Raw genomic sequence first — 16,098 nt, forward strand, 5'->3', positions numbered from 1 at the left:
CAAGACTATAGAAGGAAGGGGTTTTTGATTATGGATGGCGGAAGATTTCGAGTACATTCGGACGAAGTGACGAAAGCGACGCACGAGGCGTTGGAGCGAAGAGGCGTCACCAATGAAGACATAGCTAAAATCGTTTTGGATATGCAATTGCCTTTCAATGAAGGACTGACAATTGAACATTGCATGGAATCCGTTGAAAGTGTTTTGCGCAAACGTGAAATGCAGCACGCCCTGCTTGTGGGAATTGAGTTGGATGAATTGGCAGAACAAGGGAAGTTATCCCGTCCACTCCAGCAGATCGTAGGAGCAGACGAAGGGCTTTTCGGGGTCGATGAAATGATCGGTTTAGGTGCAGTATTGACTTATGGAAGCATCGCTGTAACCACATTCGGCCATTTGGACAAAAATAAAACTGGAATTATCCATAAGCTTGATACGAAATACGGCGGCCAAGTCCACACATTCCTGGATGACCTGGTAGCTAGTGTTGCGGCATGTGCATCGGCACGGATTGCCCACCGGACGCGTGACCTTGAAGAACAGGGGCGGACTTTTGAAGATCTGGCGCCGGGAGAAACAACTCCTGAAACTCATGTAGAAGGTGCTGAAACTTGATTCGAGTTTTCTAAATGTTCTCTATGTAAGCGGTTGTATTTCCTGAAATGCATTGAAAGTAGTAAGAAAGACATGCTATTATGAAAAGGAAACACAAAATACGAATTGAGCAAAGGGGAGGTCACTTTATGTTGAAGAAGAAATTTGGTTTATTTGCTGCAGTAACTCTTGCAGGATCTGTATTTTTGGCAGGCTGTGGAGATGACGCAGCAACAGAACCCGAAGGAGAAGGCGGTGGCGGGGCTTCTGATCCCGAATTCCTCAGCATCTTGACGGGCGGAACAACAGGAACATACTATCCGCTTGGCGGCGCGATGGCTACGATCGTTGAAAATGAAACGGGCTTGGACACCACTGCTGAAGTTTCCCAGGCTTCCGCTGCAAACATGACTGCACTTGCTGATGGAGCGGCGCAGATTGCGTTTGTTCAAACGGATACAGCCTTCTACGCAGCTGAAGGATCGAACATGTTCGAAGGGGAAAAGATTGATACCGTTTCCGCTATCGGTGCGCTTTACCCGGAAACCATCCAATTGGTCACAACTTCAAATTCAGGAATTGCTTCTTTTGATGACTTGGCTGGGAAGAAAATCTCTGTAGGTGCCCCTGGATCTGGGACTTATATTAATGCTGAACAATTACTGGAAATCCATGGCATGACGATGGAAGACATCGATGCTCAAAATCTTGATTTTGGGGAATCACAAGAAAGCCTGCAGTCAGGACAAATTGATGCGGCATTCATCACTGCCGGGACACCGACAGGCGCTGTTGAAAGCCTTAGCGCAACTTCAGACGTAGTGATTGTACCTGTCGAACAGGATAAAGCGGATGCATTGATCGAAAAATATCCTTACTATGCAAATGATGTTGTACCATCCGGCACCTACGGATTGGCTGAAGAAGTTCCGACTGTTTCTGTATTGGCTATGTTAGTGGTACAGAACGAACTTTCAGAAGACTTGGTGTACGACATCACTAAAGCGATCTATGAAAACACAGATCAAATCCAGCACGCTAAAGCGGAATTGATCAAAGCTGAAACGGCTCTTGATGGAATCGGAATCGATATCCACCCTGGAGCACAGAAGTATTTCGACGAAGTAAAGTAATTGAATGAGCGAACAACTGACGGTAAAGCGAAAGCTCTGCCGTCAGTTCTTTGTTTTCAAGATGGAGGAGAATGGACGATGCAGTTCCCCCGGATACAGAAGTTTCTTCCGTTAATGATTGCCCTCATCTTAATCAGCTCCTTAATCGCATTCACCCCATTCCAGAAGAATTATGTGTTTATCGATAACGAGACTGAAAAAATAACGGCTTATGTGCCGGTCAAAAGCCGGTTTTTCCAATTGATCTATACCCATTCGATCCATTTGTCAGAAGTCATTGAAAGTTATAAAGTGATCGAGGATAACGCTTTAATGATGATAGAGCTTGAATATGAAGATTTTAATATCGGCATGCCCTCAAATGCAGGAGAAGGCGAGACCTTTGTCGAAAAGGACGGTAAATACTTTATCAAGAATATGACAAGGGAACTGCCCGAATTTCGGCTGTTCGTCGGAGATGTGGATGCCGGTTTATCATTCAGTACAAAAGGACAGAAGATGGATTTGAAAAAAACGCTTGAAAGAGGGAAGTCGTATACTTTTAGGGTAGAACGCTTATCCCTTTTTCAACTAAGACAAGGAGTGAGAATTGATGAGCGATAAATTGTCTCCAGAAGAACGCGAACAGCAAAAGCTTCCGCCGGAAGATGAATCTTACATCTCGGAAGAAAAACAGAAGGAAATTCTACAGAAATACGATCCTGAATCCAATACGCGGGATTTAAGCGGAATCATTAAGCATGTGGTCTTTTTCGGGTTATTAGCTTTTTCTTTATTCCAGCTTTATACCGCTATTTTCGGCCAATATACTGCTTATATTCAGCGGTCTGTCCACTTAGGGTTTGCATTATCTTTGATCTTCATATTATTCCCAGCCAGAAAACGCAAAGGAATCCGGCATAAAGTGGCCTGGTATGATTATATTCTGGCGCTGCTTTCAATTGGCGTAGCTGCCTACTGGCCGATCATGTACGACGATTTGGTGTTCCGTCTCGGACGGGTCACTGAACTGGATTTGATTGTCGGGATTTTAGCGATCCTGCTGACGCTTGAAGCAACTCGGCGAGCCGTGGGTATGCCGATTACCGTCATTGCCAGTTTATTTTTGGCCTATGCCTTTTTCGGGCCTTACTTCCCGAGCTTCCTGCGCCATAGAGGACAGGATCTGGATTCAATCGTCCAGCTCATGTTCTATACCACAGATGGAATACTGGGAACGCCAATCAGCGTTTCAGCCACCTTTATCTTTACGTTCCTGTTGTTCGGGTCGTTCCTGGTGAAGACCGGAGTCGGACAGTATTTCAATGATTTGGCTGTATCCTTGGCCGGTCATTTGACTGGGGGGCCTGCGAAAGTGGCCATCTTCTCCAGTGCGTTGCAGGGGACCATTTCCGGGAGTTCTGTAGCCAACGTAGTAACTTCAGGTTCCTATACTATTCCGATGATGAAAAAACTGGGATATAAGAAGGAATTTGCCGGAGGCGTAGAGGCAGCAGCTTCGACAGGCGGACAATTGATGCCGCCGATCATGGGTGCTGCAGCCTTCCTGATGGTGGAGTTTATCGGAGGAGTTACCTACTGGGAAATTGCGAAAGCTGCTGCAATACCGGCTCTTTTGTATTTCACAGGAGTTTGGATCATGACTCATTTTGAAGCCAAGCGGATTGGACTGAAAGGCCTTTCGCCTGAAGAAATGCCAAACCGCAAGGAAGTTTTGAAAAAGATTTATCTCTTGCTGCCGATTATCGCCATCATCGTTTTCTTGTTGATCGGCATTCCAACCATGCAGGCAGCACTTTACGGGATTCTGTTGACGATTTTCGTCAGTGCTTTTAATAAAGAAACACGCTTGAACTTCAAAGATATCATTTTAGCGCTTGTTGATGGGGCACGAACGGCTTTAGCTGTTGCAGCGGCAACAGCCGCCGCCGGAATCATCGTCGGTGTCGTTGTGAAGACCGGCCTTGGCCTGAGTCTGGCAAATGGTCTGGTTTCAGCTTCAGGTGGAAATATCCTGCTGACCTTGTTCTTCACCATGCTGGCAGCGATTGTTCTCGGAATGGGGTCACCGACAACTGCCAATTATGTCATCACCTCTACGATAGCGGCACCAGCCATTATCACGTTATTGATGATGGATGAGCCGGTTGGAGCGGCAGTACCGCTGGTGGTCGCTTTATCTGCCCATCTATTCGTGTTCTACTTTGGGATCATTGCCGATATTACACCGCCTGTTGCGCTTGCAGCATTTGCAGCTTCAGGGATTTCAGGTGGCGAACCGATCAAGACTGGTTTTATTGCAGCCAAATTGGCGGCCGCCGCGTTTATCATTCCGTATATGTTTGTGTTGTCACCCGCTCTGCTGATGATCGATACCACTTGGCCTGAGCTGATCTGGGTACTGATTACAGCATTGACAGGGATGATTGCCATCGGAGCAGGATTGATCGGTTATTGGTACCGCAAGCTGAACTGGCTTGAACGCATCCTGGCATTTGCAACCGGATTAGCTTTGATTTATCCGGAGGGCTTGTCTGATACGATTGGTGCCATTGCCTTTGTTATTCTATTTGGAATCCAGTGGCTGGCGCGCGATAAAAAGCCTGCCAAAACTGTAGAAGCATAATAAACTATGAAAAAACCGGTCGGGCTGATGCCTGGCCGGTTTTCTTTTGGCTAAAAAACGAAAAAAGCCATCACCCGAAGGCGATGACTTTTTCAAAGCAAACTTTGTTCCTAAAGCTTGCAGTGGGTTTGGCACCCATTGATTCCTGCGAATCCGGAACAGCAATTTCCAACTGTTTTCCGGTGCGCTGATAAGAATGGTGGATGTCAAATCTTTTACTGCACTTATCATAATACGCATACCGGCAAATGTAAAGTTGTTAGAAAATTGAATGATCCATAAGGCGGGGCATTCAATTTTTTTAAATCTTTTTTATAGTTGAAGCATAGAAACGGTTGGATTTTTTTAGAATATCGCTTTTGCTATGCAGTTCAGATCCAGTGAACCGCATGGCAGAAGTTTATTTTTTTAAAAAGGATTGCCGTTACGATCATCGTGGTATAGAATAAGAACATACGTTCCCTTTCGAGAGGTGAGAGTGATGAAAGCACTTGAATTGCCAGAACGTCATATCTTTTGTATTGATATGTGCAGTTTCTATGCCAGCGTCTCGGCGGTAGAACTGGGACTCGATCCGTTGGAAGTTTGTCTTGCAGTGGTGGGAAACCAGGAACGGAAAGGAAGTGTGGTTTTAGCGGCATCGCCTATGATGAAAAAGCGTTTTAGTGTGAGAACTGGCACACGGCTTTTTGAAATTCCGAACCATCCGGATATTTTACTGATTGAGCCTAAAATGAAGCTTTATTTGGAAAAATCGATGGCCATTACTGAGCTGTTGGGCAGCTACGTGCCAAAAGAATCGATTCATGTTTACAGTGTAGACGAGAGTTTTATTGAACTGACAGGGACAGAGAAGTTGTGGGGGCCTCCTGAACAGACAATGCGCCGCATCCAACAGGAATTGCTGGACTGTTTCAAACTGCCTTCTTCGGTGGGGGGAGGGCCAAATATGCTGCTGGCAAAGTTGGCTCTCGATTTGGAGGCGAAAGAAACGGGTTTTGCCAATTGGACATATGCCGATGTGCCGAAAAAGTTATGGCCAGTGGCGCCTCTCAGTAAAATGTGGGGCATCGGCTCTCGGATGGAAAAAACCTTAAACAGCATGGGGATTTTCTGTATTGGAGATTTGGCCTGTACAGACGTCTCTCTTTTGGAGGAGCGCTTTGGGATTATGGGCAATCAACTCCACCAACACGCCAATGGCATCGACTTGTCGGATTTAGGTGCGCCTTTGGTGGAGGGACAGGTCAGTTACGGAAAAGGACAGATTTTATATCGCGATTACATAGAAGAAAAAGACATCATGACGATTATTCTGGAAATGTGTGAAGATGTTGCGATGCGTACGCGTAAAGCTCACCGCATGGGGCGGACAATTCACTTGAGTGTTGTTTACAGCAAGTCCGTATTCGGCGGCGGATTCTCCCGTTCGCGCTCTATTGACGAAGCAACGAATGATACGCTGAAAATTTATCGCGTCTGCCAGGAGATTTTTCATGAGCATTTCCAACATAAACCGGTTCGCCAGATTTCGTTGTCCATCAGCAATCTGGAAGAAGAGTCGTCGATGCAGTTAAGTCTGTTCGATGAAAGGAAGTTTGAAAACAGGCGCTTGGGGAGTGCCATGGATGCCATCCGGAAAAAGTATGGCTATTCGGCTATCTATCGGGGCATCTCGGGCACACAGGCGGGCACCGCCATAGCGCGGACAAAATTGATCGGCGGACACAACAAAGAATAGGGGTGGTCCGATGAAACGCAATAAGTATTTAAAGACAGTCGGCGATATTAAAGATCGCGGGAACATTAAATGGACAGCCTTGATGCTGCCGGAACATGTCGAAATGATCCGGGAATGGTACGAGAAAGACGAACAAGTGCCAAAACCCGAGTTGAACGGAGACGACTTGCAGTTGATTCAGGAAGAGATGGAGATTGCGCTGAAGCGGCAATGCGAAGTTCTCATCCGCTGCTGGAAAGATGGTGCCATCGAGGCACACAGGGGGACGATTAAAAGCATTGATGGGAAAACTCGAATGTTGATTTATGAGGATCCATTCAAGCAGCGCAGACTGCCCGTGGATGAAATCGTGTCGATTGTGATGGTGGATTAAACCGGCAGGCATGGCCTAAAAAAGTGACAAAAAAGGATGATAAAATGAAACGGATGAATTTGTATTTTTTTGGTGAAGAGCACATAAGTTTTCAAGATGGCTTTTATTTTTACGGGATGAACTTACTGGGGATCGCCTTGCTGTTTTTGATGCAGTTTTGATGTTGAAGATAAAGATGAATAGGATTTCAAATTTGGTGCGGGAGCTTTATGCATCCCGTTTTTTGTGATACAAAAAAACCGCGCAGCCTAAATGGCTGTGCGGTTCTTCATCGTACTATATGATTCCTACTGGGCTCGAACCAGCGACCTCTACCCTGTCAAGGTAGCGCTCTCCCAGCTGAGCTAAGGAATCTCAATTTCCAGGACAAATATAAGTATAGCTTGTCCACGGAAAAAGTCAATAGTTTTTGGAAAAGAAAAATAAGCGCTGTATTTCCCTTTATCCGTCCCGCCCGGAGCACTGTCAGGGCATGCGAAAATACGCTGCATTTCATCGACGACACAGCCGGAAGAAGGCCCCATAAAGAACTGTTGTCCTACTGTCCAACCCCTCTGAAACCGGCGTCTTGCGCTTCTTGTTCTGTACAGAACCATTCTTCGGGATTGGTTTGTTCATAAGAAGAATCACTCGGCATGTGATAGATTTTATTGCCGTTGCGGTTGATATTTCCTTTGATTTCACAATCACCGTCTATTGGCTCTTCAGTGGAAGGACGGGCATTTCCGGAAGATTCCTGTCCAAATGCTTCTGAATTGAAGCCCCGGTCGGTGGAATAGTTTTCGTATTGCCAAATTCCTGCTTCCTCATCTTTGGCGATTTGCTCCGCTTTTTCAAAATCATCCAGGTAACGGGTATTTGGAGGGAAGACATAGGCAACCCGGGCCAGTCCAGACTCCAGCATCTGTTCCTGAACACTTTCGCCATCGACGTAGATATAAGCCAGCAAGCGGTCATAATCGTCAAAACGGTCGCCGACGTCAAACTCGATCGAGACATCGCCTGATTCGATCAGCCGTTTGTTTTCTTCTGTCGCTTCTTTGCCAAGAGGCTGTTCACCCAAGCGCGGGTGATTGGTTTCCGGCGTATCCATCAACAAGTAGCGGACAGTGACTTCTTCGCCTTCATAAATGATTTTTATGGTATCGCCATCAATGACCTGCGTCACTTCCACATCGATCCGGTCGGTTGTGCCGGATGTATCAGTCGATTCCAGCATGCCGCATCCTGAAAGAAAGAATAAGGCCAGCAGCATAAGTTTTAGTTTCATAGGATCCCTGCTTTCGTTTCCATTATTATATGGATAATTAGGCTTTCTGGCAATGCGACAGCGGTTTGCGGATTTGGGTTCAGCTATAACTGTCCGGGAAATTTGCATAATAAAACGCCTCGATCAATTGTAAATTGAACAAGGCGTTTTCTATGTATTGCAGCGGCAAAAGTCGTGTGTAAGTTTCAGCAATTAAAAAGCTGACTCCGTCTGATTTGAAGTTTCTTCATAGTATAAAATGGATTCTTCCGTAACGCTTTCTAACTTTTCTTTATTGACGCCTACTTCTAATTGTCCTGTGAAAATAGGCTCCCACCAATTCGTTTGTTCATTCATGTTGTTTCCTCCTCAGGATGTAATGGTATTGTTTGACTATTCTATACCCCTAAAGGTTACACTGATAAACACAGAGCATAAAAAAGCCGAAAGGCCATAAAAGGGGAGATTTTTTATGATTTCAATTGGCATCATTGGAACAGGAATTGTTGGTGAACGCATCATCAAACAGCTTCAGCAGGAAAAACAAGTGGAAATAAAAATGGTCTATGACCAGCAGGCAGAACGCCTCGAAGAAATCAGCGAAGCCTATGGAATCCCTGCAGCAAAATCAGTAGAGGACGTGTTGCATTCAGATATCAATTGGGTATATATTGCGACACCGCCCGCCTTTCATTCGGAAATCGCTGAACTGGCAGCCAGTGCGGGCATCAATATCCTCTGCGAAAAACCGTTGGCTCATGACGTGGAAGATGGCGAAGCAATGGTCAAGTCTGTTGCAGACAATCGTGTGCAGACGGCCATGCATTTCCCGCTGATGTATAAACCGGAAATCCGCGAAATGGCCAAGCGCATCAAGAACGGACAGATTGGAAAAGTGGTACGGATCGAGCTCCAGACATTTTTCCCGGATTGGCCGAGGTTGTGGCAACAAAATCCATGGATTGCTTCAAGAAGCCAAGGAGGCTTTGTCCGTGAAGTCTTTCCCCATTATTTTCAATTGATGAACCGTCTTTTCGGTGAGTTGTCGTTTACTTCCCATCACATCACCTATCCGGAAGACGCAGAAAAATGCGAAACGGGATTGATTGCGCATGGCTTGACTCAAGAACAAATTCCGTTCTTGTTGACGGGAATCAGCGGCATCGGCCAACAAGAGAACTTGCAGTTTAAAATATACGGCGAAACTGGAGTTCTGACATTGGAGAATTGGTCGGATCTTTATGAATCAGAAAAAGGCCAAGAGCGGCGATTGATCAGTGGATTTGAAAATGTACCATCACTTTTCACAGAAATGGATAGCCAATCGACTCTTTTGGTTAATTTTGAAGAAGGCCTGGTCATCCAACGCTATATCGATTATTTATTGACTGAATAAGTGTTCATTTTTTGAATTCAAGAACTCCATTGGTATAATGAAAACACTTGAGGGAGGTTGGAAAATGAATTTTACAGCAAATGACGTAGAACAGATGATTGAAGAACAACGTGATTATTACTATACGGGTGCCACAAAATCAACGGACTTTCGGATTGAACAATTGCACCGCTTGAAAAGCGTAATCCAATCCCATGAAACCGACGTAATTGAAGCTTTGAAGAAAGACCTGGGCAAAAGTGAATTTGAAGCCTATGCAACCGAAGTAGGCTTTGTGCTCGACAGCATCGGCAGCATGGCGAAAAATTTGGAAGACTGGATGAAGCCTGAACAAGTCAAGACGCCGATTCATCTTCAGCCGTCGAAAAGCTTTGTCATCCGTGAACCATACGGCTCTGTCCTGATCATCGGTCCTTTCAACTATCCGTTCCAATTGGTGATGGAGCCATTGATCGGGGCTATTATCGGCGGAAACTGTGCAGTGGTCAAGCCATCTGAAGCAACGCCTCATGTGGCGAAAATCATCCGCACCATTATTGAAGAAACGTTTCCTGCCTATTACATTCGTGTGGTTGAAGGTGAACGTGAAGAAGTGACGGCGTTGATCCATGCTTCATTCGATTATATTTTCTTCACGGGCAGCGTCAATGTCGGGAAAGTCATCATGAAAGCGGCATCGGAACGTTTGACCCCTATAACTTTGGAGCTTGGCGGCAAAAGCCCGGCAATTGTAGACCAGACGGCGAACTTGGACCTGGCTGCCAAACGGATTGCCTGGGGCAAACTGATGAATACCGGCCAGACCTGTGTAGCGCCTGATTACATTTGTGTGCATGAATCGGTTAAAGAAGAATTCCTGAAAAAATTAACGAAGACGATACAGAAGTTTTACGGAAAAGATGCGCAGCAAAGCAAAGATTACGGGCGCATTGTCAATACCCAACATTTTGACCGCTTAGCGGAAATTGTGAATAAGGAAGCTGATCACGTCATTTACGGCGGCAAAATGGACCGTGATGATTTGTATATCGAACCGGTTCTTTTGGACAATGTCAATTGGGACAGCCCATCGATGGAAGATGAAATTTTCGGACCGGTTTTGCCGATCATCACATATACGGATCTTCCATTGCTGTTGCGCCAAATCCGTAAATTGCCGAAGCCTTTGTCGGCGTACTTGTTCTCTGAAAACGACCGTGCTGTCCGGTTCTTCCTGGATCAATTGCCATTTGGCGGCGGCTGCATCAACGATACGGTATCGCATGTGGGCAGCTCGTATTTGCCATTCGGCGGCATCGGTACATCGGGAGTTAATTCCTACCACGGAAAATCCAGTTTTGAAACTTTTACACATGCCAAATCGATTCTAAAGAAATCAACTAAATTATCAACAAACCTGGTCTTCCCGCCTTATAAAAACAAAGCGAAGTGGATCAAAACAGTATTGAAATAAGCGGCCTTCGGGTCGCTTATTTCTTTTTTGTCTACTTGGTTGCGCTTTTCGTAGTGTCCAGACTCCAGCAGCCAGCCCCTCGAGTCGCTTCAGCCTTTCCGACAATGGCTAAGAACGCCATTACCGGGAAGACTTCCAGCGCTTGTCGGGGCTAAACGGCTGCTTGTGCTTTTCTTAAATCTGCTATTATAAGTATCAAGAGGTGATTGTAGTGGTAGAACGCATTTTAATTGTGGAAGATGAGAAAAGCATTGCACGTGTATTGGAATTGGAATTGAAATTTGAAGGATATGAAACAGGGGTTGCCCATACAGGATCAGAAGGATTGATTCAATTTCGGGAAGAGGACTGGGATTTGGTGCTGCTCGATTTGATGCTGCCGGAAATTCATGGACTGGATGTCTTAAAACGAATCCGTTCTTCTGATGCAGCGATTCCGGTTATTTTATTGACGGCTAAAAACGATGTGAAAGATAAAGTGGCCGGATTGGATTTAGGGGCAAATGATTATGTCACCAAACCTTTTGAAATAGAAGAATTGTTGGCCCGGATCCGTGCTTGCTTGCGCTTGGTGAATGGCAATGGCAATTCTTCACTGCATCGTTTTCATGAGCTGGAGATGAATGAAAGCACGCGTGACGTAACACGTAACGGCCGTGCCATCGAATTGACGCCGCGTGAATTTGATCTTTTGCTGTATCTGATTAAAAATCCACAGCAGGTGCTCAGCCGCGAACAAGTGTTGAATGCAGTGTGGGGCTATGATTATTACGGCGACACCAATGTCATCGATGTCTATATCCGTTACTTGCGGAAGAAAGTGGACGCTGGTGAAAGCTCGACTTACATCCAGACGGTTCGCGGAGTCGGCTATGTCTTGAAGGAGCAAGGCCATGAAGCTGAAAAATAAAATTCACATTTCCTCCACTTTACTGATGTTGGTTATTTTGCTTGTACTGGCTTTTGTCATTTATTTTTCATTCAGCCAATTGACGTATTCATCGGAAGTCAATCAACTGCAGTCAGAAACAAACGCTCTTGTGGCTAAATTCAATGAAACTGAAACTTCAGATCCAAGCAATGTACTGCGAGCGTATGTGCCTGTCAACGGACTTGTGAAGGTCACAGTTCCAGAAGGCAAGCAGCCTTCACCTATCCAATCTCCGACAGTGACTGTGAAACTTCCTGCAGAGCTGGAAGGCCAGTCGGGAACAGTGAAAGTGGATGACGAGCGCTTTGCGTATGTAAAAGCACCGATTATCTGGACAGATGGCCAAGTGGCGGAAGTGACGGTCGCGCAGTCATTGCGGGAAACGACCAATAACTTGAATACGCTTCGTTTAGTTTTGATTGCGGGAACTTTGCTCGCGATGATTCCAGTTGTCATTTCCAGTGTCGTTCTGGGGAAAATCGTGACACAGCCGATCACCAACTTAACGAATACCATGACACGCATCCAGCGCAATGGCCAGTTTGAAAGACTTCCGATAGAAGGGAAGTCTCAGGATGAATTGACGCAGATGGGCAACACCTTCAATGAAATGATGAGTCTATTGGAAGAAAACTATTCCAAGCAGGAAGAGTTTGTTTCGAATGCATCGCATGAACTGAAGACACCGCTGACAGTCATCGGAAGTTACGCCAAGCTGCTGCAGCGGCAAGGCATGCAGGATGAAAAAATTGCGGAAGAAAGTGTGGCCGCCATTCGTGCAGAAACCGATCGCATGAAAGCGTTGATCGAGCAATTGCTGCACATTGCGCGCCGAAGCGAATCCCAGGTGGAGTGGACACAGGTGGATGCACTTGACCTATTGGAGCAGACTGTGACAGCCATGAACACTTCCTATGACCGTGAATTCAAACTGATCACAAGTGAGCAGTCTCTGCCAGTCGTCACCGATATTTCAAAATTCAAGCAATTGCTGTATATCCTGTTGGACAATGCCCGAAAATACAGCTCGGAAAAAGTAGAAGTGGTGGCCAGAAAGAATGGCGACACCATCATCCAGGTTCGCGACACGGGAATCGGCATTCCAAAAGAAGCTGTGCCCTATGTCTTTGAACGTTTTTACCGGGTGGATAAAGCCAGAAACCGTGAAACTGGCGGGTTTGGTTTAGGGCTCTCGTTAGCGAAGCAACTAGCCGATTCCTTGAAAGTCCGAATCGAGCTGGAAAGCATTGAACAGCTTGGTACGACAGTATCCATCATTTTCTCAGAGAATTTTAATGTTGATGAAGTACACTCGAAGCAGGAGGGATTGTGATGCGAAAATGGATTTTGATGGCGTCAGCGACAATCTTGTTTGGAGTGGGGGTTTTGGCTTTTCTTCTGTTTCCTCGTTCTGGACCTGATATTTCAGCAAAGCAGGCCAATGAAACCGTAATCAGCCTGTACGGGGGGGAAGTAGAACAGACTATAGAAGAAGGTGATGCTTACCGGGTCGAATTCGTGCGGCCGGATGGACGTTATCTAGCTTTGGTCAACCGTCAGAACGGGCAAGTGGAGACCATGGAATTGCTTCATAAAACAGAAGCGGTCAAGGAATTGACGGAACAGCAAGCACAGGAAATGGCGTTGAAGAATGCTTCGGGTACGATTGACGGCATCAACTATAACAAAGAGCGCAATGAATACGAGGTCAGGGTAAAGGAAGAAACCCAAGTTTCGACGGTCATCTTATCTGCGGAAACTGGAGAGGTACGGAAAATCAGCCAGGAGCCGATTAAAGCGGCACCGCCTGCAGAAGAACCGGAAGCCGAACCTGAAAGGATCATTACAAGAGACGCCGCGATCAAACTGGCTAAAAAAACATTGACCGGCGAAGTGCAAGAAGCTGAGTTTGTAGAAACTGGAGACGGCGGGTATTACTTGGTTGAAATTGAGAATGAACAGACTGACCAGGAAGCAACAATCCAGATTCATGCGATCCGAGGGGATACCATGACCGTTGAGTGGGACGATTGACTCTGTGAACACTATCATGGATTTCTCATCAAATTCTCATAAACCCTTAATCTTCTGCTCAGAACAGAAGGTTATTGTAAGAGTAACAACAAATGAGGAGGAGAAATTACATGAAGAAATTAATTTACATTCCAGTCGCAGCAGGGGTTTTAGCTTTTGGGGGCATCGTTTTGGCTAACTCGGAAACGCCGGCAGCCAATCCGGCAGCCAAAACCGGAACGGTGACCAACGAAGTACAGAAATCATCAACACCTGAAGAAATGCTCAGCTTTGAAGAAATCTCAGCAAAAGCATTGGAGTTGGCAAGTGGACGCATTACTGATATCGAGTTGGACAAAGATGACCGTAGAGCTCATTACGAAGTGGATGTCGACTTTGAAGGGTATGAATATGATTTTGAATTCGACGCCTACACAGGAGAAGTGCTGGAACATAAACGCGAAAAAGACAGAAATGATGATGTAAAGCAATCCAGCACAGCAGTTTCACCGGCAAGCACAAAGACAGCAGACAGCAAATCAGGAAATCAGGCAGTTTCAAACAAAGACTTGATCGGTTCGGATAAAGCAATTGAAGCGGCTTTGGCGGTCGTAAGTGGGACTGTGGAAGGATTTGAACTCGAAATGGATGACGGATTTGCTTATTACGAAATTGAAATCAAAGATGGACGCTCAGAACATGATGTCGACGTCAATGCAAAAGACGGTTCTATCTTGAAAGTCGATTCGGATTTTGATGATGATGACAGCGATGACGACTGGGATTGATTACAGCATGCATCTGAATAACAGGCTGAAATAGAAAAGACAGGAAGGGAAATCGATCCCTTCCTGTTTTTGTTTAGGTCGTTTTTATAGGCAAAAGAATTGTGGCGGTTGTTCCGACGCCTTCTTTACTCGATATCGTCAAGGAACCTTTGTGTTCTTGGATAATCTTTTGGGAAACAATCAATCCGAGGCCAGTACCACTGGCTTTAGTGGTGTAAAAAGGTTCGAAAACTTCTTCCAGATCCTGTTCAGCAATCCCAATCCCCGAATCTTTGAACCTGATGGATAACATGGAATCAGCTTCGGCTTGCAGTGAAATCTCGATTTCGCCAGGCTGTTCCATCGATTCCACAGCATTTTTCAATAAATTGATAAAGACCTGCTTTAAATGATGTTCTTCCCCATTGATTTGGAAATCCTTGTCCCATTCCGTCTTCAAAATGATGCCGTTCAGATTGAGCTCTGAACTGAAGAGCAGCAAAATATCATTCAGTGTTTGCTGAACGCTGAAAATCTTCAATGTGGCAGCTTGAGGTTTAGCGAGAACTAAAAATTCACTGATGATCAAATTGATCCTGTCTATTTCAGATAGAATCAATGCTGTATATTCAGGAAAGAGATGCTTGGGATCCTGATGCATCATTTGGACAAATCCGGAGACGACGGTCATGGGATTCCTGATTTCATGAGCCACCCCTGCAGCAATTTCTCCAGCAAGCTTGAGTTTTTCAGATTGCAATATCAGCTTTTCAGATTCCTTTTGGTAGCTGATGTCACGGGAAATGATCGAAGTAGCAATCACCTCATTGGAATCATCAAAGATAGGCGACAGCGTGACCTGTGCATGAAAGCGGCTGCCGTCTTTTCGGACATCTATCGTTTCCAATAAAGAATAGCTTTGGCCCTGCTGGACTTCCCTGGTACGGATTTCCGCTTCTTTTTTCATATCCGCTGGGTAAAGCGGCAAGGTTTTGCCGATGCATTCTTCCGAAGGCCATCCGTATAGTTCTTCAAAAGCGGGATTGACAGCAATGATTTTATTAGTTGAATCAAAAACAGCAATCGCATCTTTGGCATTCTCGAAAAACAAATGCAGGTAGCCTTCTTTTGACAACAGCGCCTTTTCCATCGATGCATTTTTTGATTCCAACTGTTTTAGGTAATGGCTGAAATAGATGCTGTCGAGCAAAGTAATCGACAGAATTGCGATGAAGAACATGATCATCGATAGTTGGTTGTAGGGCAGCGGAGCTCTTACGGCAAAGCGGTCAAAAACAGTCAAAAGCAGCATGAATTCTGCAGATGTGAGCAGTGCCAAGATAACGATCGGCTTTGTGTCGTTATATAAGGCGGAGGCAATGATTGGCACCACAAAAAAAATAAGGGTGATGGAAGACAAAGATTCGAAGTTCAAGATGAATACATATAAGTTCATAGCTAAAAGAACCATGAATTGAAGCGTACGATCGTTTACTTGGGCAACAGCCAGGCTTAACAATACGGAATATGAAATAATGCCGAATATGGGGGAGACGGTGGCTGTGTTCATTTCCACTAATTGGTTAAGCAGAAAATGGAAAATACTCGCAAATCCGTACAAGTGGATAAATAACTGGTTTCTTCTGTGTTTGATGACATTGCTTTCCATTGGACACCTCGAGGTTTATGCTTATAAACTATAGTATGTTGAACTATTCTTTCCGGTTTTCCGGCAAACAAACCGGAAGCGGAAAATGGCAGGCAAAAGTTCATTTTTTTGATTCAACTTATACCATGATACTATAAGACAGGACTGTCCGAA

The 16,098-nt window shown here is 45.3% G+C and carries 15 protein-coding genes and 1 tRNA gene; 12 read left to right on the forward strand and 4 right to left on the reverse strand.

What is annotated here, in order from left to right; translation table 11 throughout:
- Positions 1 to 30 precede the first annotated feature (30 nt).
- The 6 genes from QMA01_RS01550 to QMA01_RS01575 all read left to right on the forward strand — a co-directional run bounded on the left by QMA01_RS01550 (position 31) and on the right by QMA01_RS01575 (position 6,467).
- Positions 31 to 615: a phosphatidylglycerophosphatase A family protein gene (locus tag QMA01_RS01550; RefSeq protein ID WP_191713890.1), complete on the forward strand. Its 585-nt coding sequence runs from the start codon at positions 31 to 33 to the stop codon at positions 613 to 615.
- 128 nt (positions 616 to 743) lie between these two features.
- Positions 744 to 1,727, forward strand: coding sequence for a TAXI family TRAP transporter solute-binding subunit (locus tag QMA01_RS01555; RefSeq protein WP_191713891.1), 984 nt, complete (start codon positions 744 to 746; stop codon positions 1,725 to 1,727).
- A gap of 78 nt (positions 1,728 to 1,805) precedes the next feature.
- The gene (locus QMA01_RS01560) at positions 1,806 to 2,330 is read left to right on the forward strand and encodes a DUF1850 domain-containing protein (RefSeq protein WP_191713892.1); all 525 of its coding nucleotides are present in this window, start codon (positions 1,806 to 1,808) and stop codon (positions 2,328 to 2,330) included.
- Entirely contained in the window at positions 2,320 to 4,353 is a 2,034-nt protein-coding gene (locus QMA01_RS01565) for a TRAP transporter permease (protein ID WP_191713893.1), read from the forward strand. The genes QMA01_RS01560 and QMA01_RS01565 overlap by 11 nt, the downstream gene beginning before the upstream one ends.
- Positions 4,354 to 4,834: 481 nt before the next feature.
- The gene (locus QMA01_RS01570) at positions 4,835 to 6,094 is read left to right on the forward strand and encodes a Y-family DNA polymerase (protein WP_191713894.1); all 1,260 of its coding nucleotides are present in this window, start codon (positions 4,835 to 4,837) and stop codon (positions 6,092 to 6,094) included.
- A 10-nt stretch (positions 6,095 to 6,104) separates the two neighbouring features.
- The gene (locus tag QMA01_RS01575; protein WP_191713895.1) at positions 6,105 to 6,467 is read left to right on the forward strand and encodes a YolD-like family protein; all 363 of its coding nucleotides are present in this window, start codon (positions 6,105 to 6,107) and stop codon (positions 6,465 to 6,467) included.
- A gap of 281 nt (positions 6,468 to 6,748) precedes the next feature.
- On the opposite strand, the gene QMA01_RS01580 is transcribed toward QMA01_RS01575, so the two are convergent.
- From QMA01_RS01580 to QMA01_RS01590, 3 genes are all read right to left on the reverse strand, one after another.
- A tRNA-Val gene (locus tag QMA01_RS01580) sits at positions 6,749 to 6,821 on the reverse strand.
- A 184-nt stretch (positions 6,822 to 7,005) separates the two neighbouring features.
- Entirely contained in the window at positions 7,006 to 7,737 is a 732-nt protein-coding gene (locus tag QMA01_RS01585) for a thermonuclease family protein (RefSeq protein ID WP_191713896.1), read from the reverse strand.
- Positions 7,738 to 7,929: 192 nt separating this feature from the next.
- A complete protein-coding gene (locus QMA01_RS01590) occupies positions 7,930 to 8,073 on the reverse strand; it encodes a hypothetical protein (protein ID WP_191713897.1) in 144 nt (47 codons plus the stop codon).
- A gap of 115 nt (positions 8,074 to 8,188) precedes the next feature.
- Here QMA01_RS01590 and QMA01_RS01595 point away from each other — a divergent pair, with 115 nt between their 5' ends.
- The 6 genes from QMA01_RS01595 to QMA01_RS01620 all read left to right on the forward strand — a co-directional run bounded on the left by QMA01_RS01595 (position 8,189) and on the right by QMA01_RS01620 (position 14,297).
- Entirely contained in the window at positions 8,189 to 9,112 is a 924-nt protein-coding gene (locus QMA01_RS01595) for a Gfo/Idh/MocA family protein (RefSeq protein WP_191713898.1), read from the forward strand.
- 64 nt (positions 9,113 to 9,176) lie between these two features.
- Positions 9,177 to 10,565: an aldehyde dehydrogenase gene (locus QMA01_RS01600; RefSeq protein ID WP_290214175.1), complete on the forward strand. Its 1,389-nt coding sequence runs from the start codon at positions 9,177 to 9,179 to the stop codon at positions 10,563 to 10,565.
- A gap of 211 nt (positions 10,566 to 10,776) precedes the next feature.
- Entirely contained in the window at positions 10,777 to 11,475 is a 699-nt protein-coding gene (locus QMA01_RS01605; RefSeq protein WP_191713900.1) for a response regulator transcription factor, read from the forward strand.
- A complete protein-coding gene (locus QMA01_RS01610; protein WP_290214176.1) occupies positions 11,459 to 12,829 on the forward strand; it encodes a sensor histidine kinase in 1,371 nt (456 codons plus the stop codon). Before QMA01_RS01605 ends, QMA01_RS01610 begins: the two co-directional genes overlap by 17 nt.
- Entirely contained in the window at positions 12,829 to 13,530 is a 702-nt protein-coding gene (locus QMA01_RS01615; protein ID WP_290214177.1) for a PepSY domain-containing protein, read from the forward strand. Before QMA01_RS01610 ends, QMA01_RS01615 begins: the two co-directional genes overlap by 1 nt.
- A gap of 110 nt (positions 13,531 to 13,640) precedes the next feature.
- Complete coding sequence (locus tag QMA01_RS01620; RefSeq protein WP_191713903.1) at positions 13,641 to 14,297, forward strand: PepSY domain-containing protein; 657 nt, start codon at positions 13,641 to 13,643, stop codon at positions 14,295 to 14,297.
- 73 nt (positions 14,298 to 14,370) lie between these two features.
- Here the strand turns inward: QMA01_RS01620 and QMA01_RS01625 are convergent, their stop codons facing one another.
- Positions 14,371 to 15,945: an ATP-binding protein gene (locus QMA01_RS01625; RefSeq protein ID WP_191713904.1), complete on the reverse strand. Its 1,575-nt coding sequence runs from the start codon at positions 15,943 to 15,945 to the stop codon at positions 14,371 to 14,373.
- Positions 15,946 to 16,098 lie beyond the last annotated feature (153 nt).

Source organism: Planococcus notacanthi (assembly GCF_030407825.1).
In the GTDB taxonomy this organism is placed as follows: domain Bacteria; phylum Bacillota; class Bacilli; order Bacillales_A; family Planococcaceae; genus Planococcus; species Planococcus notacanthi.